Raw genomic sequence first — 22,358 nt, 5'->3', positions numbered from 1 at the left:
TGCTGGCTTTCTAGCCTCCTTTCCATATATAGCTTGAAAAACTATTCTTCCTGCTCTACAATAAGCCTGGACATTGTTGTCTGTGACTCGATCTTCTGCTCTACTGCAAACGCAATTGCCGCAATGTTTCGCACCTCATATGAGGTCAGTTTTGTAATTCCAATTATTGTGGAAAAGCTGAACATTTTCGTAAATGATCTGTTTACTGCCTTGTAGATTGCCATTTCAAATGAGTGCTCAAATGCAGATACTGTCTCCATGTTGTCTTCTGTTTGTGGTATGATATCTCGATAACGAGTTGTTGCTAGCTCATCCAGTACACTTCTGACGGAATCAGATGAGATCATTTTTCCAAGCAAGTCTCTTGGAATGCTTGGTGTGTGAGTCACGATCAAGTTTTGGATCTGGTCTTCGTCTAGGCCCCAGAATTTGCCCCTAAGAATAGAGAGAATATTGTAAAAGTCAATGTCCATTCCGACTAGTCTCATTATTTCCCGGTCTCGCGAGTTTCTCATTGCACGACCTAACTGTTGGTACAAAATCTTATCCAACAATACGTCAAAGACTTGGACATTTTTCTTGTCATTGTACAGTGTTACTGCCTTTGCCATCTCTTCGCCAAACTCAATTGAGCTCAGGCTTGCGATTGCCTCTTCTAGGTCCTTGGCAGTGAGTGCCTTTATGATTACGTCTCGCTGGTTGATTAGCTCCTCGGCATGCAGATTCAGGTGCGGCTCTATTTCTTCTTGGGATTTGCCCAGTGCCTTTCCCTTTAGGATTACTTTGAGATTTGATATTAGGAATTTTAGGTAATACGCATCCAAGATATCCGACTTGCCGGCAGTCTTGGAAATGGAATAATGAATCTCTGCCAGCTCGCTTCGCAGAGCAGACTCTATTTTGCCTGCAGTAAATGGCTTGTTTACCTTGGATACGGCGTCAGCATATTTTGTGTTCTTTATTCTGGTGATTAGCTCATCCAAGTCTCTTGATTCTGCTAGGGTTTGCAGTTCCGTCTTTGTGAGTAGCTTGCCTCGCTGTGAGTATGATTTTACTGATGCAAAGACTTTTTGTGATCCGCCAGAGCCCATATTTTTGCCCCCTTGTATAATGGATTTTAATGTTTGGGGGTTGTTTTTTGCAAAAATTTGCTAATCAGCCTATCTCTTTTAGAAATGCAAGTGTTTTTTCCTTTTCCTGCTTTGGCATGCCAATGAATGATTCCAAAAATTCCTTTTGGATCAGAATTGCCTCATCCGATACCGAGATGAATCGCGCCTTCTCAAACGGCAAGAGATCGGAAAACTTGCCATCGCAGTATGCCTTGACGTAGCTCTTAAACAATGAATACACAAACCTTGGCGCAAATTTTGCGATCATTTGTATTTCATCGTTGAATTCCTTGCTGATTTTGGATTCAACAAAAAATCTCTCTAGGATTTTCTCGCGACCAATTATCTCATCTAGTGCTATTGAAACTAAGAGTCCGCTTTGCGTGAGCTGGTAGAATGGAATTCCCTTTTCCTGTAGTGCTTTTGGGCCACGTCTAAGCGGTAAGCGGCCTGCTTCCTCTACCATCCCGAGTGGGATCAGAATCTCGTCCAGATCCCGAAATATTCCAGAATAGATGTTCTTCCAAACTGTTCCATTCTCCTGCGCGATTCTCTGTGCAATTGCCGTGCGTGTTCTCTGTGCCGGATTATTTTCGGTTGCCAAAGTAATGATGATTGATCGTTGCCTCGTTGCCTCGCCGGTGAGTTCCTGTTTTTTTGTCTTAAATGTCTCAAATATCGCTAGTTTTGGTTCCATGCCTGTAACTCCATAACATAATTTGTTAATTTTATGATATTATCCTAAAATGAGTCTATTTAACAATTTACATCTTTTGGACTCAAAACTTCTCTACGCTTAAATAATTTTCACCGTTGCAGACCTACAATGAAGAACAGGAATCACAAGTATGCTCTATTACTTGTGATAGCAGTTGCCGCAACTTCGACAGGCGTACTGTCAACAGCTTATGCGCAACAAGTCACCGACGGCATGGATGGTTATCAAGCAAGAGGTACAGGAATTGATACTGGTAATCCAGCAGAATGCTGGTATGAAACAGCACCAGGTTCTGGCGCTTTTGCACCATGCATGATCGACAACGGTGACACCGCTTGGATACTAACTGCAACAACCTTGGTCCTATTCATGACCCCGGGTGTTGCATTTTTCTACGGCGGATTGGCAAGATCAAAGAACATGGTAAACGTACTAGGAATGACCCTAATTGTAATGGGTCTAATCTCAGTACAATGGGTATTATGGGGATACTCTCTAGCATTTGGTCCAGTGAACAGTGATGCAAACTTGTTCATGGGTTCATTAGATTATGCTGGATTCAACAAAGTATCTCATGTTGCACCTCTGGGTTCACCAGCAGCGTGTACTGACCAAGTTTACTATACTCTGAGGTCGCCATATGTTGTAAGCACGGATGTAAAATGTAGCGCAATTTGGCCTGGAACAATTCCGCATCAACTATTTGCAATGTTCCAAGCAACTTTCGCAATCATTACACCAGCACTAATCATAGGTGGTATCATTGACAGAATCAAGTTCAGCGCATTTGTTGTCTTTATCTTACTGTGGGCAACCTTTGTCTATGATCCAGTAGCACACTGGGTCTGGGGCGGAGGTTTCATATTCGCAGGTAAGTTAGACCTCAATCCTGATCTGGCGCCGGCGGCCGCACTTGACTTTGCAGGCGGTACTGTAGTTCACATTACCTCTGGATTCTCAGCTTTGGCTGGAGCCCTAGTTCTTGGAAGACGACTTGGATATGGCAAGGTTCCAATGGAACCACACAACATTCCAATGGTTGTTCTTGGAACAGGAATGCTCTGGTTTGGTTGGTTTGGATTCAACGCAGGTTCTGAACTAGCAGCAGACGGAGTTGCAACATCAGCATGGGTTGTAACAAACACCGCAACAGGCATGGCAGCACTAACTTGGATGTTAATGGCTTGGGCCCACACGGGTAAGCCAAGTGTTGTTGGTGCAGCATCAGGTGCAGTTGCAGGACTAGTCACTATCACACCAGCATCTGGTTTCGTTGGACCAATGGCAGCATTGATCATTGGTATTGCAGCAGGAACTGTTTGTTATGGTGCTGTTTCATTCAAGAACTCTCGCAAATGGGACGATGCACTCGACGTTTGGGGAGTACACGGAATGGGTGGTTTCACAGGCGCAGTTTTAACAGGAACACTGGCAAGCCCACACATTTGGGATACAGGTTTCGGAATTGGCGCATGGACTGGAACACCAGAAGGCTATGAGCAACAAGCTATCAACATAATGGGCGCTCTAATATCGGCAGGTTATGCGTTTGGTGTAACTATTGTCATCCTCAAAGTGATGGATGCAGTATGGCCAGGCGGAATCCGAGTAACTCCAAAAGAGGAAGAAATCGGATTGGACTTAGCCCAGCACGGTGAAAGAGCATACGTCAACGAGTAAAAAACTCGAAAACCCTCTCTTTTCCTTTTGTTTTCAAAATAGATTTAATGGATATTAGGCCTTAGTCGAATTGATGCTCATATCTGTTGCAGATCTGGCAAAAGAAATCAAAAACCAAAATCTGATCATACTTGATGCACGATCATTCAAGGAATACTCACAAGGACACATTCCAGGCGCAATAAATCTGGACTTGTTTGCATATCATTGGTTTGATACCACTCCTCAAGGAATCATAACATTCAATGAGCAGACAAAAAAGATTCTGTCTTTTGTAGGTGTGACCTTACAAAACAAAGTCGTCTTTTATGATGATGTTTCTGGAATGCTTGCGGCACGCGGAGTCTGGATGCTGATGTATTTTTCTCACCAAAATGTTTGGATGCTTGATGGCGGAATTAAAAAATGGCAATCAGATGGACACTTGCTTGAAACAAAAACAAACGGCTTTGAGCCAAAAAACTTTGATGGTAAACCAAATCCGCAAATCATTGCAGACTATGATTATGTAAAGCAAAACTTGGGCAAATCAATCCTAATTGATGCAAGATCAAAGGAGGAATTTATAGGCGATGTGATCCGCGGCGCAAGGCGTGGCCACATTCCAGGTGCAATCAATGTGGATTATACTCTCAACATATCAGAAGATGGTACCATCAAGGATGATGCACAGCTATCAAAATTATATCAAATTCCAAAAAACTCTCAAATCATCACATATTGTCAAGGAGCATATCGCGCAGCAAACTCGTTTTTGGCCCTCAAAAAACTCGGCTTTGAGAACGTCAAAGTGTATCTTGGGTCTTGGGGCGAGTGGTCAAACAGAACTGAATTGCCTGTAGAGTGATTATTTTCTTTTCCAGATAAATTGGTTGTACAATAATTCTGGTACAACTTGCTTGAATGGCTGCGAGCCACCGTCATACCATTTCGTAAAGAATTCGTATAGGTGCAATCTCAAAGACTGGATGTATACAATTAGTCCTTCAATCATCATAATTCCCAAGTTTCCGCCAACTATCATTGCGATACCTCCTGGTGATGACCATCCGCCCATTGAAGCAAATGCATTGTTTACTGTCATTAGTAAGGCTGCGTGTACAAGCAACATGATCCCAAGTCGTGCATAGCTGATAGTGTGAGCCAGACATTCCACTGTCTTGCCCAAGAATACTTCCATCACAACATTTGCTGCACTTCCACCGTCTTCTGGGTGGTGCTTCGCATGCAAGATTCCGCCAACCATCATTGTTGCCATTGAACCAAGTACAATGATTACTGCAATTCTTGTAACAATCCATACTCGCGCCCAGTCACCCAAAAATACTGTGACCCATGGAACAACTTCGGTGTGTTCTCTGGAATACATGTTCATGACATCGTAGCTTGCGCCAATTGCGCACATCATGATTACTACAATTCCGCCGTATAGTGTGAGATTTGGAATCGCTTCTGTTATCATCATTTGTTTGTGGCCTTCCTTGTGGAGTCGTCTTATTCGAAGCACAAATGCCCAAATCAAGTGAATGATTCCTAAGAACAATGAAACCTTGAGTATGTTGATGACTTGATCAAATGTCAGCTCTGCTACGGAAAGAATTCCAACTAGCCATGACACCGAGTGTAATGCTCCGCCTTCCTCTAACAATCCTTCAAATGGTGACATGTGATCAATGTGGAACCCAAACATCTCACCTGCACCAACTCCTGCAACTGCAGCCGATGCGCCAGAGATGGCAATGAGCATTCCCCATCTTGCCATGACTCCCTGTCCTTTCATCTTGAATAACAAACCTAGGCCCATGAGAAGCAGTCCGTGACCCAAGTCTGCGAACATTATTCCATAGAATATTGGCCACATTAGCGAAATCATCGGAGTTGGGTCTGCTTCGCCCTTTCTTGGGATGCCCTGGCTTTGCGTGATTACCTCAAATGTTCTAACCCATCGCTTGTTCTGGAACAGTGTGGGTCTGTTTTGGACCATCTTTGGGTCTCTAATGTCTTCAGTAACTGACATCCACTGTTTTGTTACTTCTTTGAATTTTCCTTCCATATTTTTTGGAATGTATCCCTGTATGACTGCAAATCTCTTTGTTCCGCCTGGCTTGCGTAATGATTCCAATACTTCTTTTGCTACAAATGCACTCTCGTGTAGTGATAAGATGTCTCTGCGAATTGCCAGCTTTGTCTTGGCAATTTGCTTTGAGAGTTCTTTTTCCTTCTTTGTCAGCTCTGCCAGCTTTGATTCAATTAGTAAATATGCTTGTGATGGAACTTGTGGCAGCCCTTGTGGGATGACAAATGGATTTGAATTAAAGCCGCGAAATACCTTGAGGACCTTATCAGAATCGTCTGTTCCTGCTACAACAATTAATGCTAGCTTGTCCTTTGTGTCTAGTTCATACTTGTAAACCGTTACTCCTTCTAGGGTACGGCTCACTTCGGCAAACTCGCTTGTATTGATAACAAAAAGATTTGTGTAGAAATATTTCATAAATCCAAATCCACCGACATCGACGTTTAGCTTTTTGACAATGTCCAGTGTTTCTTTTAGTGTGGAATATTCATCAATTGAGCGCTGAGTTGTCGCCATCTCTTCTAATAGTTTAGCTGGAGCATCCACAATTGCAGGCCCGTTTTTCTCCAAGTCGTCAACCATGGTGTGAACTTCATCTAGTTCGTACTGCTTCTTTTTTATGACAGTTCCCTTGAAGAGAACCTCCATGATGCCGACTTGCAATGGAATTTGTAATCCCTTTACAACATCGTCAATTGTTTGGTATGATTTTTGGGCGCGTAAAAGCAGATCATCGATTTCCGGCGTAACCAGATCGCTATCTGTCTCTAGTTTGTGAAACCACTCAAATTCCGCAAGACGCGATACTGCTTGCGGCGACTCTGATCTAGGCAAAATAATGCTTCCAAGTTTTAGATCAGCTACTACCAACTCAATTTACGGTTTTTAGGACGATTTTAAAATCTTTCCAAACATTAAAATCCATTATCTGATTGGAGCCAGATCAATGGGCGTTGATTCTGCACTAGAGCGAACTGTAGAAAAAATTCTCCAAAACACAGAACAACAGATCATCTCAAGCCTAAAAGAAGCCCTAAAATCATCGCAATCAATGCTGGCAAACTCACAAACATCCCTAGAGCAGGAATATGACAAAATACTTGCAGAGGGCAAAAAAGAGGCAGAAAAGCTAGAAAAGCAAATTGTTGGCAATGCCGATCTGGATTCCAGAAACAAACATCTCTTGCTAGTAGAGGAATCAATCGAGAAGGTCTTTGAGAAGGCAATCAAAAAACTTCAAGACACTGATCGTAACAATGAATATTCCAAATTAATTTCCACATTGCTACAAGAGTCAATTGATGCAATAGGCACTTCTGATATCATAGTTCAAACAAATTCAAAGGACAAGTCCGTTGTCCAATCTTCACTCTCAAAATTTCCAGGATCAACATTGTCATCCGATCTGATCGAGTGCCTTGGTGGAATCAAGGTGCAATCAAAGGATGGAACAATGAAATTCGATAACACAATCGATGCAAGACTTGATCGCCTGAAGCCTTTAATAAGGAAAGATATTGCATCAAAATTCGGAAGGTAAAAGGTAATGGTTGCAAAGGGTAGAATTGTTTGGGTCAGCGGTCCGGCAGTAAAAGCAGACGGAATGTCTGATGCAAAAATGTACGAAACAGTTTCTGTCGGCGATGCAAAACTAATTGGCGAAGTAATTAGACTTACAGGAGATGTTGCATTTATCCAAGTTTACGAATCAACAAGCGGACTAAAACCAGGCGAGCCAGTAGTTGGCACTGGAAATCCACTAAGCGTTTTGTTAGGTCCAGGCATTATTGGACAGATCTATGATGGAATTCAAAGACCACTAAAAGATCTTGCAGCAAAGTCTGGCTCTTTTATTGGAAGAGGAATCACCACCACTCCGGTAGACATGACTAAAAAATACAAGTTCACACCAAAAGTCAAAGTCGGCGACACAGTAGCGCCAGGTAGTATAATTGGTTCTGTACAGGAAACCGACCTAATCGAGCACGGCATAATGGTTCCGCCAGATCATGCAGCCGGCAAAATCACAAAAATTGTTAGCGAAGGCACATATGATTTAGAAACCGAACTTGCAACCACAGACAATAGCAAGACCCCAATCAAGATGTATCATTACTGGCCAGTAAGAAAGCCACGTCCATACCAATCAAGATATGATCCAACCATTCCACTATTGACAGGCCAGCGAGTCATTGACACATTCTTCCCAATCGCAAAGGGAGGGACAGGATCAATTCCTGGAGCATTTGGAACAGGAAAAACAGTAACCTTGCACCAAATTGCAAAGTGGGCAGACTCTCAAGTTGTAGTATACATCGGATGCGGTGAGCGAGGAAACGAAATGACCGAAGTACTAGTCGAGTTCCCACACCTCAAAGACCCACGAACCGGCAAGCCCCTCATGGACAGAACGGTCCTTGTTGCAAACACCAGCAACATGCCAGTAGCTGCAAGAGAGGCAAGCATCTACACCGGCGTTACAATTGCAGAATATTATCGAGACATGGGCAAAGATGTTGTCCTAGTGGCAGATTCCACATCAAGATGGGCAGAAGCACTAAGAGAAATGAGCGGAAGACTCGAAGAAATGCCAGCAGAGGAAGGATATCCGTCATACTTGGCATCAAGATTAGCAGAATTTTATGAAAGAGCAGGGCGTGTCAGAGCACAAGGAAGTCCAGACAGGGACGGCTCTGTAACACTAATTGGTGCAGTTTCTCCATCAGGTGGAGACTTTACAGAACCAGTCACCACACACACCATGAGATTCATCAAGACCTTCTGGGCACTGGATGCCAAACTAGCATACTCTCGTCACTATCCATCAATTAACTGGATGAACAGCTATTCCGGATATCTGGCAGACATTGGAAAATGGTGGGGTGATAACGTATCAAAGGACTGGTTTGAGCTCAGACGAGAAGCATACGGAATCCTACAAAGAGAAGACACACTAAAAGAAATTGTCAGACTACTAGGACCTGAAGCACTGCCAGACGAGGAAAAACTAATCTTGGAAGTAGCAAGAATGATCAAAATCGGAATCTTACAGCAAAACTCTTTTGATGATGTCGATACTTATTGCAGTCCACAAAAACAATTCAAGCTACTAACATTATTGGTTGACTTTTACAGAAAAGGCCAAGCCGCACTACGAGAGGGTGCTGCACTTGCAGACATTAGAGCAATGCCAGTAATTGCAACACTGCTCAAAGCAAGAATGGAAGTAAAGGAAGAAGAGATTGCAAAGCTTGATGCACTGACTGGCACAATAGAATCAGAATTCAAAAAAATATCTGGAGCTAAGATCACAGCATGAGCTCACAAGGCGGAGTCCAGTATTCCAAAATTGCGGAAATCAAAGGACCGCTTGTCATTGTTGATGGCGTAGAAAGCGTTGCATTTGATGAGCTAGTTGAAATTCAAACAACCGATGGACAACGAAGACTAGGCAAGGTTCTCGAGGTAGGAAACGGAAAAGCAATCGTCCAAGTATTTGAGGGAACAACAGGATTATCCATATCTGGCACCAGCGCAAAATTCGCAGGCAAAGTCATGGAAATGCCAGTCTCTGAGCAGGTCCTAGGCAGAGTCTTTGATGGCTTGGGCAGACCAATTGATGGACTGCCAGATCCAATCGCAGAAAAATTCATCGACATTAATGGTGAGCCAATGAATCCTGAGCAAAGAGAATATCCAAGAGATTTCATTCAAACAGGCGTTTCCGTCATTGATGGAATGCTAACACTAGTCAGAGGCCAAAAACTTCCAATCTTTTCCGGCTCTGGCATGTCACACAACATTTTGGCAGCACAAATCGCACGACAGGCAACAGTAGTTGGAACATCTGATGAATTTGCAGTAGTCTTTGCAGCAATCGGCGTGCAGTTCTCAGAGGCGGAATATTTCAAGCGAAGCCTAGAGGAGTCTGGTGCACTAAAACGAAGTGTTCTATTTTTGAATCTAGCAGACGATCCTGCAATTGAGAGAATCATCACACCAAGAGTAGCACTAACTGTTGCTGAATATCTAGCATATGATCTTGGAATGCACGTACTGGTAATACTAACCGACATGACAAACTATGCAGAGGCACTAAGAGAAATCAGTGCAGCAAGAGAAGAAGTACCTGGAAGAAAGGGCTATCCTGGATATCTGTATACTGATCTTTCCACAATATACGAGCGAGCAGGAAGACTAAGAGACAAAAAAGGAAGCGTAACTCAGATGCCAATTCTAACCATGCCATCAGACGATATCACTCATCCAATTCCAGATCTTACGGGATACATCACAGAAGGCCAAATCGTACTTGGACGTGACCTCTTCAGACAAGGAGTCTATCCACCAGTCAACATCTTGATGAGTCTTTCTCGTATAATGAAGGACGGAATTGGCGAGGGAAGAACAAGAGCGGATCACCAAGAGATCTCTAATCAAAATTATGATGCATATTCTCGTGCACAAGAGGTACGAGCACTGGCAGGAATCGTAGGCAAGGCAGGCCTTACCGGTGTGGATCTGAAATACCTCGAAGTGGGCGATGGATTTGAAAAAGAGTTTTTGACTCAGGGCGTTGATGAAAACCGAACCATCGAGGAAACACTAGGATTACAGTGGAAGGTAGTCTCACTATTGCCAAAGAATGAGCTAACCAAGGTCAAAGACAAGTTTATCGATCAATACTACAAGGAACAATAGCTAAAATGTCATTTGGACAAAATGTTGCAGCAACAAAAATCGAGCTGCTCAAGTACAAGCGTTCAAGCCAAGTTGCAACAATGGTCCAAAAAATTCTTGATGACAAAAGAAAGGTTTTACTAAAAAACATTGAAGAAATGATCACCGAAGCAAACAAGGCTCGCGGCGGAATCTGGGAGCCACTACAAGATGTCTACAAGTCAGTAAATGATGCATATCTATCACTGGGTACTGCAACCGTAGACTCGGTAGCACAATCAACTCCAGCAGTAATGGAAGTGGACACCAAGGTAAAGCGAGTAGTGGATGTTACCATACCCACGCTAAATGTAACTGAAAAAGACACAAAATCAATGCCTTATGGATTTGCAGACACCAACTCTTCAATAGATCGGGCTGCAAAGCAGATCAAGGCATTGTTGCCAAAAATCTGCAAAGCAGCAGAATACGAGAACTCTATTTTTGCGCTCGCAAAGGCGCTTGAAAAGACGCAAAAACTCCTAAATGCGCTTGAAAACGTCATCATTCCGCAATATAGACTGCGAATCAAATTCATCCTATCCACACTAGAAGAGCGAGAAAGAGAAGAATTCGCAAGACTAAAAAAAGTCAAGGCAGTAATGGAGAAGAAGAAGTAAAATGGCAAAACAAGACATCAAAAGATTGCTCGATCAAGCAAGCAACGCACTGGAAACAGAAAACAGCACTCAGGCAGATTCTATCAAATCTGATCTAAAACAATTCAAAACAAAAACGTTGGACAAAATTTCCAAAACCACACTATGATTTAAATAAAGGAGGTCAGGGAGCAAATTTGAAAATGAAATCCTTTGCGTTATTGCTTTTGGCAACAGTAGTATCACTCTCAGCAATGACAGGCCTTGCGTTTGCAGCAGAAGAAGGAGCAGCACCATCTGGTGACTCTGGTTCGCTGAAAATTCTTGGTGCAGGTTTAGCATTTGGTCTTGCAGCATTTGGTGCAGGAATCGGATTAGGTTATGTAGGATCTGCAGGTCTTGCCGTCATTAGTGAGAACCCAGCATTACAGTCCAAAGTATTCATCTTCGTAGGTATGGTCGAGTCAATCGCAATCTACGGAATCGTCATGATGTTCATTATCTTGGGACAGTAAATCCCAAAAAAACTCTTTGTTTTAGTTTAGCAATATTTCAGCTGATTTACATCTAAGATTCTTGTGCAATATTTGCATTTTAGGACAAGGCCGTTCTTGTCAATTACTTCCATGACTGATTCGATGTCCTCTTTGCTGTTTGTTATGCAGTCTGGGTTTGAACATCTGAAGATCTTCTCAATTTTGTTTGGCAGGGCTACCCGGCGCTTTTCGACAAGCTTGTAGTCTTTTATGATATTGATAGTGGCCTTTGGAGATATTACCGCAAGCTTGTTTGTATCAAAGTCTTGCAGATAGCGGTTTTCTACTTTGATAATGTCTTTTTTACTGTATTTGCCGCTGGGCACATTTAGCGCCACCGTGATTACATCTCCATCCTCGCCATTGATGCCAAGAGCATCCAGAACCTTGAGGCCTTTTCCACCCTCTATGTGATCAATTACGGTTCCGTCCTTTATTCTGCGTACTATGAGATTTGATTCTTGCATCAGAATACTTTGTATAGTAACCAGTATATATCATTGAAAGAAATGAACGACTTTTTCCAAAAAGATATCATATCTGTACGTGATTTTGACAAGGCAAAATTCGAATCAGTGTTTTCTGCAACCGATAAAATAATCAAGATGGATCCAACCCAACGCCGAGAGATTGGCCGAGGAAAAACACTTGGATATCTGTTCTTTGAGCCGAGCACCAGAACCCGACTGAGCTTCCAGGCGGCAATGGCACTAATTGGCGGAACCTCGCTTGGAATAGCAGACATGGCATCTTCTTCCACAAAAAAGGGAGAAAGCCTGGCAGACACAATTAAGATGATCTCAATTTACTCTGATGTATTGGCACTGCGCCATCCACTTGATGGTTCTAGTCGATTTGCATCTGAAATCTCTGAGAAGCCGGTGCTAAATGCCGGAAGCGGAACAGAGGAGCACCCAACACAAGCAATACAGGACCTGTACACCATAAAAAAGGAAAAAAACAAAATTGATGGCCTAAAAATCGGTATAGTAGGCGATCTGAAATATGGCAGAACCGTCTATTCGCTTTTGTATGCACTATCAAACTATGATGTTGACATTAGGCTGATATCACCAGAATCCCTAAAAATTCGAGCAGACTCTATTTATGAAATCCAAAAAAAGGTCTCACTAAAGGAATCAACAAACCTTGATGAATACATCGATGAGCTTGATGTCATTTATGTGACAAGAATCCAAAAGGAGAGATTCCCAGACGAAGAGGAATACCAAAAGGTGCGAGGCAGCTACAAAATTGGACTCGATGTTGTGGGAAAAATGAAGGAAAATGCAATCATCTTGCATCCGCTGCCAAGAGTTGATGAGATATCAACTGATGTTGATTCCACAAAACAAGCAAAATACTTTCAACAAGCAGAATATGGCAAGTTTACGCGCGCAGCACTTTTGGGACTAGTCCTAAACGAAGCAGGCCTCTAGTTATTTCTCACAAACTGTTTGGCTGTCTTCGTTTGCATTATACAGATTCACAATTGCGTCAATGTTGCAATCAGAAATGTATGGAATGGTCATGTCAATTGTTGGCGCCATCAAGTCCTCTGTGGCAGTAGAATGGCCAAGTCCTAACGCATGGCCGAACTCGTGTCGTAGTATTGTTTCCAGCTGATCATCTGTAAGATTTGAAATATCATAAATTGTGATAAATGATTTCAGAATTTCATTGTCTTGTGTGACTGACTTTGTATATCCTGTGTATCCATCAGAATCCTTGATGTTGGATAATGTTATGATGATGTCTCCAATTCCATTGTTCTCAACAAACTCAAATTTTGTTGGTATGTTGTATTTTGTTTCTTGCTTTGAGGCCTCTTTGAGTGCGCCTGCCCATCCAACATAGTATGTGGATTTTGATCCCTTGGGGCCCTTGTGCACCAAAGAATCATCAAACTCTTGGGTTTCCTCAGACATGATCGAGTTTCTTATCACCTCAAGCTGGTGCTCACTTACACGCGGGGATTTGAGAATGTTGACATTAATTTTGGAATCGACCAACCTCCATGACTTCCACACATCTACTGTGTCACCCCGGAGATTTTCCGTAAAGTATTTGGTCTTAAGCACGTTTGGCGGCTCTTTTGAATCGCCAATAAAGATAGAATCTGTTACACCAGACATTAGTAGCATTAAAAAGACTACGGGCAAGACCGCAATCTCGGCAATCAGCAATATTTTGGATCTTGATTTTTTTATCTCCTTTTGGATTTTGGAAATCTCTTGTACTAATTCGTCTTCATGGCGCTTTAGTGTCTTGACATTTATTGTATCGATGGATTTTTTCTCTGCCTGGCTTTTTGTCTCAAACTGTTTTATTTGTGACGTGGTGTTGTCAAGCTCTTTTTTCATCAAGTCCAGATGATCCTTTAGGCGAGCAAGGGATTTTTCTGACATCTAGCCTTCCTTGCACAGAACATCCAGAACATCGCGTGGTGTGATGAGCCTGTCCGATGTCATAACACATGGATACTTTGCATTGATCATGATTTTGCAAATCTCTGAGATGCTTAATTTCTCCGAGATCAAAACCGGCGTGATCGCCTTTAAGGTGCTTGCGCTAAGATTTACAATATTTTCATTTTGTGTATTGCTTAACTCCTTGAGTTTTTCCAGTATGATTTCATGATTCACAAACGAAAACTCGTCTTCAAGCATGACAAATTCGCTCTGCTCCTTTTTGAGCTTCTCGATCACATCCTTGATGGTATCGTCGCGCTTGAAGCTGGCAATGCGTCTTTTCTCAAATGATCCGGCACCAAAGTCAGTCTTGCATAATGCGCCAATCTCAAGTGTTTGCCTAATTGAGAACTGGGAAAAGCTGGTCTTGTCGTTTTGTATTATTGAAAAGGGATTTTGGCTCTTGCCCATCCTATCTAGAATTCCCTTGATGTTTACCGTTCTGGAGTCGATATAAAAGTCGGCATTCATTATTTTGGTGATATTCTCAGAGAAAAACTCGCTAGTTGGCCTCTTTTGCAAGCCATCGATTATCTCATTTGCACTAATTGTTCCTATTGGGAATTCGTCCTCAATTACCACCAAGGTGTTAGTCACATCGGCAATTCTTGATAGCATTGATGATGCAATCCAGACATTATCGTGAGGTGTAATGGTGGATATTGGAATTGAGAGCAATGAATACGGCAGAACCTCCTCAAAGGAGCAGACATCAAGTGTAATGTCTTCCCCATTTAGCAATGATTGGAACACCAAAGATTTCTTGGTAGGATTTCCTCCAAGCATTTTTCCAAGATTAAAGTTTAGATTAGCTAATTTGTCCACATCCTGATTTTCTAATTATTCCTTGATGGGAAATTTGATAATCAAGCTGATGTTCGAATTGAACATACGAATTTTTTGTTTTTTAATAAACAAAAAACTGTGTTTTGTGCAAAATGAAAACTAGTTTTTTATTTTGAGCTGACCTTTTTTCTTTAGCATAAATCCAGCAGCACCAATTGCTCCTGGAACTATTATCAAAATAGGATCAATGCCAAAAATCTCAAGGGAATAATCAGGCTTGCTTGGCTGCTCTTCCATTGGTATTCCCTCTGATGAGTTTATTGTGATTGACTTTGATATTGATGCAGGTGAATACCACTGGCCACCTATTGTGGCTATGACGTTTACGTTAGAGCCCTGAGGAATGACAGATATTACTGCATCACCTGTTGAGCCTGTCTGGGTATCTGAGATTTGGTTGATTCCGCCACTTATTTGCCAGTCAACATTCAACCCAACAAGTGGTTTTTCACCAGATTTTGCAGATACTGTAACAACAAAGGTCTCGCCAAACTCTACGGAATCTGGACCTGAAACACTCAAGGTTGGAGCAAGGCTGGCAACTGTTATCTCGTCTGATACTAGTGGCAACTCCTTTGATAGTAAGGAGACCTCGGTTGTGCCTGTGGTTTTTGGTGCAACATCAAACAATGCGTAATAGCTGCCTCTTGGGATTGTTATTGTAGATGGCATTTCTGCTATTGCCTGGTCTTTTACTACCAAATTGATCATGACGTCATTTGTTGCATATGTTGGCAGTCCTTCAGAGTTTACAAGCTGAATTGAAAACATGTCATTGCTGCCAACAAAGATTGATTTTGAATGATCAAAAATGATGTCTGCAGGATCCGATGAAAGACTCTCAATCGTTGAGGTATCATCAAAGTCACCCGTTTCTACCAATAAATCCACGGATCCCTTCTTTAGTGATTTGGCATCAAACAAGACAAGTGTGTCCTTTTGCACTATCTTCTTTGTCTGAATCTGGATGTGCTCGTTTGGTGATACGAACACATCACTGTCTTCTGGGAAGCTGGTCAGCTCGGTGCCATCCTTTAGGTACATCACAACTGGAAAGTCGGTTCCTGATAGAACGTCTGGTATGAGTGGCTCTACTACCAATTCTAGTGAGTCCTTGTTTGGACCAAACACCTCAATTGTGGTCAGCTCACCCTCATTTACTGCCGGTCTGAGCTCAAGATCTGTTGGAACACTGTGGCCTATCTTGCCAAAGACTAGTGCTACCTGGTTGCCTGCCTCCAGTATGACATCTTCAACCGTTAGTGCCTTGCTGTCTGATGAGTCTATTCTGATTGCAAGTTCTTTTTTTGCCACAACCGGTTTGCCATCTTCGTCTTCTAGGTGTAATACCCCTATGAGTTCTCTTTTGCCTGTTGCCAATACTGGCAAGGTTTGGAATTGAACTAGCTTGTCATCCATTAATTCCAAGTCCTTTGAAGTGATTTCCGTAGTTTCAATCACTAATGGCTCTTCAGTAGAAATTGACAGCTCGTACGTGTCCTCAATTCCCTCTGGAAGTGAATATTGAGAATAGCCCCAATAGGTGCCCTTGCTAATTTGGAAATAACCAGAAGACTTTTGCTTGTAGTTTGAGCTATAGTTTGTTGCCTCGGCATAATCAGAATCAGCAACCTTGTAGTATACAATGATGTCTTTTTGCGCAATTACCGGCCTGCCAGAAGAGTCCTGCAGCTGAGCAATCACAAATCCTTGTGATGCATCATGTATGGATAATGTAGTTGGATAAGTGTACATCTTTATGGTAAGATCTTCGTCTTCCTCCACCTTTATGGTGCTGCTCTTGGTCTCAATTCCCTGTGCAGTGGAATAAATTGTTGCCTCGCCTGATTTTTTAATCGTAAATTTGCTGTGTGCAAAATATTCTCCTTTCTTTATTAGGAGATTTTGTGATGCCAGCTCAATTATTTCTCTATTTGCAGTGTCCAGCGATATGACAGTGTCTTCTTTTGCCACAACCGGAAATCCGTCCTCATCTGCAAGCTCAACTGCAATGTATCCTTCATTTGGACCGCTAGTGGTAAACGTATCCGGTGTTATCTTGACTAGTAATGTGGATGCATGATTTTTGTTTCCATAAATCGTAACTGGAATCTCTTTTGAGTCAAATCCTGGTGCTGCTAAATAGATGGTGGTGGTTCCAGGCTTGCCTGCCTTTACCGTAATGTCGGTAACAAATGAGCTGCTATCGTGAATCTTTTCTATATGTAAAATGGATGAGTCAAGCGATGTAATGGTAAGATCAGTTATTTTTTTTGGGATTATTGTCTCTCCTTCTGCTATAAAGACCTGCATTTTTGCCTCAGATCCCTCGACTAGTTTTTGAGGTAGGAACCGAATGTCAAATTCTTCGGCATAAGCTGCGCTAATACCGACGGTATACACTATGAATGCAGCTAGGATTATCCCTACTCTCAAACATCAATTTGGCTTAAAAAAATCATATAAGAGGGTGTTTGGGTTTTTTGAACAAATACTACGATATTAGAAAAAATTCCTAAAAATTCTCTGATGTTATGACATCTTCGGATAGTATCGTTCTAAACCAATTAGCACTTGTAAATGGACTGCTCAAACGCCTAATTGAGGGTCGTGGAATAAAGCCAGATCTAGATCCAAATCAGCACTTGGAGCTATCCGTCGATGACAAATCAAAGGTAGCGAGCATGCTAAAGGTCCAAGAAAAGCTACAGGCGCGCATCCCAAAACAAAAGCAAACATCAGACAAAGATCTCGATGCTCTTTTGGGAAGTTTTCATTATTACGACAGGCAGTACACCAGGGCACTCACATCATATGATAAGCTGTTGCGAGCCGATCCGCAAAATGTCAAGGCACTGCTAAGCAAGGGATTGATCCAATCAAAGCTTGGCAACCACAAAGAAGCAATTTCATTGTATGATAGGGTGTTGGAAATCGATCCGCAATACTTTGATGCACTACACTGCAAGGGTGATTCGCTTGCATTACTATCAAAGCATCAGGAGGCACTTTCATGCTATGAGCAAACGCTTGCAATAGATCCAAATTATCTTGATGGCTTGTACAAAAAAGGCCTAGCATTAATGCATCTTGGAAATAATAATGATGCAGTGCCGTTTTTTGATAGGGCGCTGGAGATAGAGCCAAACAACACGCAGATTCTTGTCAACAAGGCAATTGCACTATCATCGCTTGGCAACCACAAAGAAGCAATATTTCTGTATGATAGGGCATTAGAGACAAATCCGCAATACTTTGATGCCATATACAACAAAGGCCTCTCACTGATCGGACTGGGACAATATGAAACTTCATTGTCTTGTTTTGATAAGGCACTAGAAATAGACCCACACCATGCTGATATTTTGTTTGGCAAAGGCATATGCCTTGCAAACCTTGGCAAACATCATCTGGCAATATCATATTATGAGAAATCGCTAGAGTTTAGCCCTAATCGACCTATAGTGTTCTATGAGCTTGGTCGTGCATTTTTGGAGACTGGTAAAAAATCTGAGGCACTAGAATATTTTGATAAGGCAATCTCACTTGATTCTGGCTTTGAGGAAGCAATACTGCAAAAGGCAAACACGCTATCTTCTTTGGATGACTATGAATCTGCAATCAAAAATTGCAACATCATCCTAGAAGTAAACCCTGCTAATGTAGATGCATTGTACTGCAAAGCAACTGCACTGTCTTATTCTGGAATACATGATCGGGCAATATCATCATATGATAACATTCTTGAAATAATGCCAAATCATTTTGATGCAATCTGTAGCAAAGCAAGAACATTACATCTGCTTGGATATTATGATGCAGCACTAGAATGCTTTAATTCATCATTAAAGGCAAATCCAAAACATCACGACAGTGTTCTTGGCAAGGCATCGTGCCTTTTGCATTTGGGCAAATATTCTGATGCACTTTCATTTTATGAGAAAACTCTAGCAGTAAACCAATCTCACATTGACAGTGTTCTTGGCAAGGCTACATGTCTTTTACATTTGGGAAAATACAATGAGGCACTTGCATACTTTGACAAATCTCTTACAATAAATCCAAACAATGCAAATGCACTACACCAAAAAGGCCTTGCGTTATTGCAGCTCTCAAACCATGTTGAGGCCCTAGTATATCTTGAAAAAGCCCTAACCATATCTCCAAACAACGACTCTATTCTTGCCAGCATAGGCCACTCCATGTACAAGCTTGGCAAATCGGTAGAATCGCTAACTTATTTTGATAAGGCCTTGCAGCTAAACCCATCCAACACACCTGCACTATACCACAAGGGGTTGGCACTTGCCACAATAGGCAAGCACTCTGAGGCTCTTAGCTACTTTGATCAAGTGTTACAGTACAATCCAGCTCACTTTGATGCCGTCTCCCACAAGGCAATGACATTATCTGTTCTGTCAAAGCACAAAGAGGCCCTCACCTATTTTGATAGGGCACTAAAACTATCTCCAAACAACATACAAGTTCTTGTCAACAAGGCAATCTCATTACATGAAATAGGTAGCTATGAGGAATCTCTTTCTAATCTTAATCTGATACTGGAAAATGAACCAAACAATGGCTATGTATTGTATAACAAAGCCCAATCTCTTTCTGCATTAAACAGAGAACATGAGGCAATTTTATGCTACGATGCAATTCTGGAAACCGAGCCAAACAATCCCGATGTATTGTATGGCAAAGGAAGATCATTATCTAAGCTTGGCAAATATGATCGAGCAATAGAATGTCTTGATCTAGTACTTGGAATTGATGTAAATAATTTTGATGCGCTATACTACAAGGCGTTTGCTTTACTGCAACTAGGATCTATACATAATGCGATCGTGTGTTTTGATAAGGCCTTGCAGCTAAACCCATCCAACACACCTGCACTATACCACAAGGGGTTGGCACTTGCCACAACAGGCAAGCACTCTGAGGCTCTTAGCTACTTTGATCAAGTGTTACAGTACAATCCAGCTCACTTTGATGCCGTCTCCCACAAGGCAATGACATTATCTGTTCTGTCAAAGCACAAAGAGGCCTTGATCTGCCTGGATAGTGCTCTGGCCATATCACCAAACAACGCCGACACCCTACACCACAAAGGCCTTGCCCTATTCCACCTCTCCAACTATTCCGAGGCCCTCGCCTACTTTGACAAATCTCTGGCCATATCACCAAACCACTTCGAGTCGTTATTCCAAAAAGCAATCGTACTGGATAGTCTGTTTCGTTACGCAGACGCCATTTCTTGTTATGACAAGGCACTTACCATATCACCAAACAACGCCGACACCCTACACCACAAAGGCCTTGCCCTATTCCACCTCTCCAACTATTCCGAGGCCCTCGCCTACTTTGACAAATCTCTGGCCATATCACCAAACAACGCCGACACCCTACACCACAAAGGCCTTACCTTTGCAGCACTGGAAAAATACTCAGAGGCCATCACATGTCATGACAAAGCATTGCAGATTCGCCCAAAGTTTGCAGAGGCACTAAGTGAGAAAGGTTACCTACTTCAGAAACTAGGCTATTATGAAAATTCACTTTTGCATTTTGATCGTGCAATAACACTAGATCCAAAATGTGTCAGCGCATTGTATCATAAAGGACTATTGCTTGCAAATCTTGGAAATCATGCCAAGGCACTGGAATGTTATTCATCATTATTGTTGATATGTCCAAACGATCAAAATACACAGCTAGCATATGCAAAGTCATTTGCCAGCATGGGCCAAAACAGCAATGCAGTTGAAATCTACAACAAGATATTGGACAAAAACCCAAACCACACCACATCATCATATGAAAAAGGCCTTGCCCTAAACAAACTTCAGCGTCATTCCGACGCGCTAAAGTGTTTTGATGGTGTTCTAGTTTATGACAAATTAAATCATTTGGCTATGTTTGAAAAAGCAAAAACTCTTTCAGCACTCGGCCGTGACGCTGAGGCAATAGTTGTGTTTGATAAAACATTACAGCAAAACCCGCAACATGTCCTAGTGTTATACCACAGAGGCGTATCACATCTAAGACTAGGTGAGTACGTATTGGCCCTCGCCTACTTTGACAAATCTCTGGCCATATCACCAAACAACGCCGACACCCTACACCACAAAGGCCTTGCCCTATTCCACCTCTCCGACTATGCCGAGGCCCTCGCCTACTTTGACAAATCTCTGGCCATATCACCAAACAACGCCGACACCCTACACCACAAAGGCCTTACCTTTGCAGCACTGGAAAAATACTCAGAGGCGCTTGCCTGCTACAACAAGGCTCTTCAAATATCTCCAAATGATTACCAAGTGCTGTACCAAAAAGGACATCTTTACACAAACACAGGCATGTATTCAGAGGCACTGGAGATTTTTGATAGGGTTCTTGACTTTAACAAGGATCATACCGAGGCATTATTTGATAAGGGACTAATTCTTGAGAGTCTCCAAAATCTTGAGGGTGCAATTAGTTGCTTTGATCAAATTCTTGCTAAAAGTCCCAATCATCCAGATGGATTATTCCACAAAGGCAAGCTTTTGTTTGAGCTGAATAGGTTTGATTCTGCAATTTATAATCTGGATCAAGTATTGAGAATAAATCAAAATGATTTGAACGCACTAGTCTACAAGGCAAAGTCGTTGTTCTGTCTTGATATGATACATGATGCTGCAGATTATTGCCAAAAAGCACTATCCATTGATAAAAACAACTTGGAAGCGCTATACACATTTGCAATGATTTCTGTAAAAACAGAACAATATCAAGTCGCTTTGGATTGCATCGAAAAAATCATCCAACATGACGCTCAATACAAAGAAACTTTGTATTATTTGGGGCTGTGTCTTTTACACACCAAACAGTATGAGCAGGCAGTAAATGTGTTTGATAATTTTCTTGCAGTCTATCCAAACCATATTGATTCGATACTAAACAAAGGAATCGCTCTAAAGAAATTAGAAAAATTCTCAGATGCAATTTCGTGTTTTGATGTTATGATACAAAACGCCAATGATCCTTCTGCATTATATCATAAAGGCCAAGCACTTGTATCACTTGGAGAATATGAAAATGCTGTCTCTTGTTTTGAGCAAATACAAAAGGCCGACAATGATGTCTTACTTCACAAGGGAATCATATACTCAACTTTGGGTCAATATGAGAAATCGTCTATTCTGTTTGATTTGATACTGGAAAATGAGTCAAACAACCAATCGGCATTATACCAAAAGGCAGTCTTGCTCTCAAAGCTTGCCAAATATGACGAATCCATAGAGTGTTTTTCCAAATTATCTTCAGATGATCATATCTGGATTACACAAAAAGCAAAGACATTGCAGCTTGCCGCAAGACACACAGAAGCAATTTCCGAGTTTGATCATGTTTTATCAAGTGAGCCACAAAATAAGGACGTACTGTATCACAAAGCTAAATCGCTTGTACTGCTTGGCAAACTAGCCGACTCGATAAAACTGATCAAAGTCTTGGTTGAGCTTGATCCGGCATATGGTAATATGGTAAAACTGGATAATGTGTTTTCCAGCCTTGAGCAAAACCCTGGCTTTAAAGCAATTATAAAATAATTTTTTAA

17 protein-coding genes are annotated in these 22,358 nt (G+C 41.9%); 10 read left to right on the top strand and 7 right to left on the bottom strand.

The window, feature by feature from the left end:
- Nucleotides 1-41: 41 nt before the first annotated feature.
- Both SU86_RS08705 and SU86_RS08700 read right to left on the bottom strand, forming a co-directional pair.
- Nucleotides 42-1,091 (bottom strand): V0D/AC39 family V-type ATPase subunit, encoded by a 1,050-nt coding sequence (locus tag SU86_RS08705; protein ID WP_048188795.1) that lies wholly within the window; start codon nucleotides 1,089-1,091, stop codon nucleotides 42-44.
- A gap of 64 nt (nucleotides 1,092-1,155) precedes the next feature.
- Complete coding sequence (locus SU86_RS08700) at nucleotides 1,156-1,809, bottom strand: hypothetical protein (RefSeq protein ID WP_048188793.1); 654 nt, start codon at nucleotides 1,807-1,809, stop codon at nucleotides 1,156-1,158.
- Between the two features lie 129 nt (nucleotides 1,810-1,938).
- Between SU86_RS08700 and SU86_RS08695 the strand changes: the two genes are divergently transcribed.
- Both SU86_RS08695 and SU86_RS08690 read left to right on the top strand, forming a co-directional pair.
- A complete protein-coding gene (locus tag SU86_RS08695; protein WP_048188791.1) occupies nucleotides 1,939-3,510 on the top strand; it encodes an ammonium transporter in 1,572 nt (523 codons plus the stop codon).
- 73 nt (nucleotides 3,511-3,583) lie between these two features.
- Nucleotides 3,584-4,357 (top strand): sulfurtransferase, encoded by a 774-nt coding sequence (locus SU86_RS08690; protein WP_048188789.1) that lies wholly within the window; start codon nucleotides 3,584-3,586, stop codon nucleotides 4,355-4,357.
- Here the strand turns inward: SU86_RS08690 and SU86_RS08685 are convergent, their stop codons facing one another.
- Nucleotides 4,358-6,457, bottom strand: coding sequence for a V-type ATP synthase subunit I (locus tag SU86_RS08685; RefSeq protein WP_048188787.1), 2,100 nt, complete (start codon nucleotides 6,455-6,457; stop codon nucleotides 4,358-4,360).
- Between the two features lie 76 nt (nucleotides 6,458-6,533).
- Between SU86_RS08685 and SU86_RS08680 the strand changes: the two genes are divergently transcribed.
- Genes SU86_RS08680 through SU86_RS08660 form a run of 6 tightly spaced genes read left to right on the top strand, consistent with a single transcriptional unit; the run spans nucleotide 6,534 to nucleotide 11,420 of the window.
- Nucleotides 6,534-7,127 (top strand): V-type ATP synthase subunit E, encoded by a 594-nt coding sequence (locus SU86_RS08680; RefSeq protein WP_048188786.1) that lies wholly within the window; start codon nucleotides 6,534-6,536, stop codon nucleotides 7,125-7,127.
- A 6-nt stretch (nucleotides 7,128-7,133) separates the two neighbouring features.
- Complete coding sequence (locus SU86_RS08675; RefSeq protein WP_048188785.1) at nucleotides 7,134-8,906, top strand: V-type ATP synthase subunit A; 1,773 nt, start codon at nucleotides 7,134-7,136, stop codon at nucleotides 8,904-8,906.
- Nucleotides 8,903-10,288, top strand: a complete 1,386-nt coding sequence (locus tag SU86_RS08670; RefSeq protein ID WP_048188783.1) for a V-type ATP synthase subunit B — start codon at nucleotides 8,903-8,905, stop codon at nucleotides 10,286-10,288. Before SU86_RS08675 ends, SU86_RS08670 begins: the two co-directional genes overlap by 4 nt.
- A gap of 5 nt (nucleotides 10,289-10,293) precedes the next feature.
- Nucleotides 10,294-10,926, top strand: coding sequence for a V-type ATP synthase subunit D (locus SU86_RS08665; RefSeq protein WP_048188782.1), 633 nt, complete (start codon nucleotides 10,294-10,296; stop codon nucleotides 10,924-10,926).
- A gap of 1 nt (nucleotide 10,927) precedes the next feature.
- Nucleotides 10,928-11,074 carry a hypothetical protein gene (locus SU86_RS09805; protein ID WP_158507493.1) on the top strand — a complete coding sequence of 49 codons (147 nt, stop codon included), beginning with the start codon at nucleotides 10,928-10,930 and terminating at the stop codon, nucleotides 11,072-11,074.
- A 34-nt stretch (nucleotides 11,075-11,108) separates the two neighbouring features.
- Nucleotides 11,109-11,420 carry an ATP synthase subunit C gene (locus SU86_RS08660; protein ID WP_048188780.1) on the top strand — a complete coding sequence of 104 codons (312 nt, stop codon included), beginning with the start codon at nucleotides 11,109-11,111 and terminating at the stop codon, nucleotides 11,418-11,420.
- A gap of 26 nt (nucleotides 11,421-11,446) precedes the next feature.
- Here SU86_RS08660 and pyrI read toward each other — a convergent pair whose 3' ends face one another.
- Complete coding sequence (gene pyrI / locus SU86_RS08655) at nucleotides 11,447-11,908, bottom strand: aspartate carbamoyltransferase regulatory subunit (RefSeq protein WP_048188778.1); 462 nt, start codon at nucleotides 11,906-11,908, stop codon at nucleotides 11,447-11,449.
- A 42-nt stretch (nucleotides 11,909-11,950) separates the two neighbouring features.
- On the opposite strand from pyrI, the gene pyrB reads away from it, so the two are divergent.
- Entirely contained in the window at nucleotides 11,951-12,880 is a 930-nt protein-coding gene (pyrB, locus tag SU86_RS08650; protein WP_048189459.1) for an aspartate carbamoyltransferase, read from the top strand.
- Here pyrB and SU86_RS08645 read toward each other — a convergent pair whose 3' ends face one another.
- From SU86_RS08645 to SU86_RS08635, 3 genes are all read right to left on the bottom strand, one after another.
- A complete protein-coding gene (locus tag SU86_RS08645; protein ID WP_052755669.1) occupies nucleotides 12,881-13,849 on the bottom strand; it encodes a matrixin family metalloprotease in 969 nt (322 codons plus the stop codon). It abuts the gene before it with no gap.
- A complete protein-coding gene (locus SU86_RS08640) occupies nucleotides 13,850-14,737 on the bottom strand; it encodes a hypothetical protein (protein WP_148550873.1) in 888 nt (295 codons plus the stop codon).
- A gap of 120 nt (nucleotides 14,738-14,857) precedes the next feature.
- Complete coding sequence (locus SU86_RS08635; protein WP_048188775.1) at nucleotides 14,858-17,194, bottom strand: hypothetical protein; 2,337 nt, start codon at nucleotides 17,192-17,194, stop codon at nucleotides 14,858-14,860.
- Nucleotides 17,195-17,292: 98 nt separating this feature from the next.
- Between SU86_RS08635 and SU86_RS08630 the strand changes: the two genes are divergently transcribed.
- Nucleotides 17,293-22,350 carry a tetratricopeptide repeat protein gene (locus SU86_RS08630; RefSeq protein WP_048188774.1) on the top strand — a complete coding sequence of 1,686 codons (5,058 nt, stop codon included), beginning with the start codon at nucleotides 17,293-17,295 and terminating at the stop codon, nucleotides 22,348-22,350.
- The last annotated feature ends 8 nt before the right edge of the window (nucleotides 22,351-22,358 follow it).

Origin of the sequence: Candidatus Nitrosotenuis cloacae (assembly GCF_000955905.1) — an archaeon.
GTDB classification, from domain to species: domain Archaea; phylum Thermoproteota; class Nitrososphaeria; order Nitrososphaerales; family Nitrosopumilaceae; genus Nitrosotenuis; species Nitrosotenuis cloacae.
Note: the sequence above shows the minus strand (reverse complement) of the source record. Positions and strands in the feature narration are given on the sequence as shown.

Excerpts from the sequence above, each read along its gene's own strand:
- SU86_RS08690 (WP_048188789.1), top strand. The coding sequence starts at position 3,584 with ATGCTCATATCTGTTGCAGATCTGGCAAAAGAAATCAAAAACCAAAAT.
- SU86_RS08695 (WP_048188791.1), top strand. The coding sequence starts at position 1,939 with ATGAAGAACAGGAATCACAAGTATGCTCTATTACTTGTGATAGCAGTT.
- SU86_RS08670 (WP_048188783.1), top strand. The coding sequence starts at position 8,903 with ATGAGCTCACAAGGCGGAGTCCAGTATTCCAAAATTGCGGAAATCAAA.
- SU86_RS08680 (WP_048188786.1), top strand. The coding sequence starts at position 6,534 with ATGGGCGTTGATTCTGCACTAGAGCGAACTGTAGAAAAAATTCTCCAA.
- SU86_RS08675 (WP_048188785.1), top strand. The coding sequence starts at position 7,134 with ATGGTTGCAAAGGGTAGAATTGTTTGGGTCAGCGGTCCGGCAGTAAAA.
- SU86_RS08665 (WP_048188782.1), top strand. The coding sequence starts at position 10,294 with ATGTCATTTGGACAAAATGTTGCAGCAACAAAAATCGAGCTGCTCAAG.
- SU86_RS08705 (WP_048188795.1), bottom strand. The coding sequence starts at position 1,091 with ATGGGCTCTGGCGGATCACAAAAAGTCTTTGCATCAGTAAAATCATAC.
- SU86_RS08700 (WP_048188793.1), bottom strand. The coding sequence starts at position 1,809 with ATGGAACCAAAACTAGCGATATTTGAGACATTTAAGACAAAAAAACAG.
- SU86_RS08660 (WP_048188780.1), top strand. The coding sequence starts at position 11,109 with ATGAAATCCTTTGCGTTATTGCTTTTGGCAACAGTAGTATCACTCTCA.
- SU86_RS09805 (WP_158507493.1), top strand. The coding sequence starts at position 10,928 with ATGGCAAAACAAGACATCAAAAGATTGCTCGATCAAGCAAGCAACGCA.
- pyrB (WP_048189459.1), top strand. The coding sequence starts at position 11,951 with ATGAACGACTTTTTCCAAAAAGATATCATATCTGTACGTGATTTTGAC.
- SU86_RS08630 (WP_048188774.1), top strand. The coding sequence starts at position 17,293 with ATGACATCTTCGGATAGTATCGTTCTAAACCAATTAGCACTTGTAAAT.
- SU86_RS08645 (WP_052755669.1), bottom strand. The coding sequence starts at position 13,849 with ATGTCAGAAAAATCCCTTGCTCGCCTAAAGGATCATCTGGACTTGATG.
- pyrI (WP_048188778.1), bottom strand. The coding sequence starts at position 11,908 with ATGCAAGAATCAAATCTCATAGTACGCAGAATAAAGGACGGAACCGTA.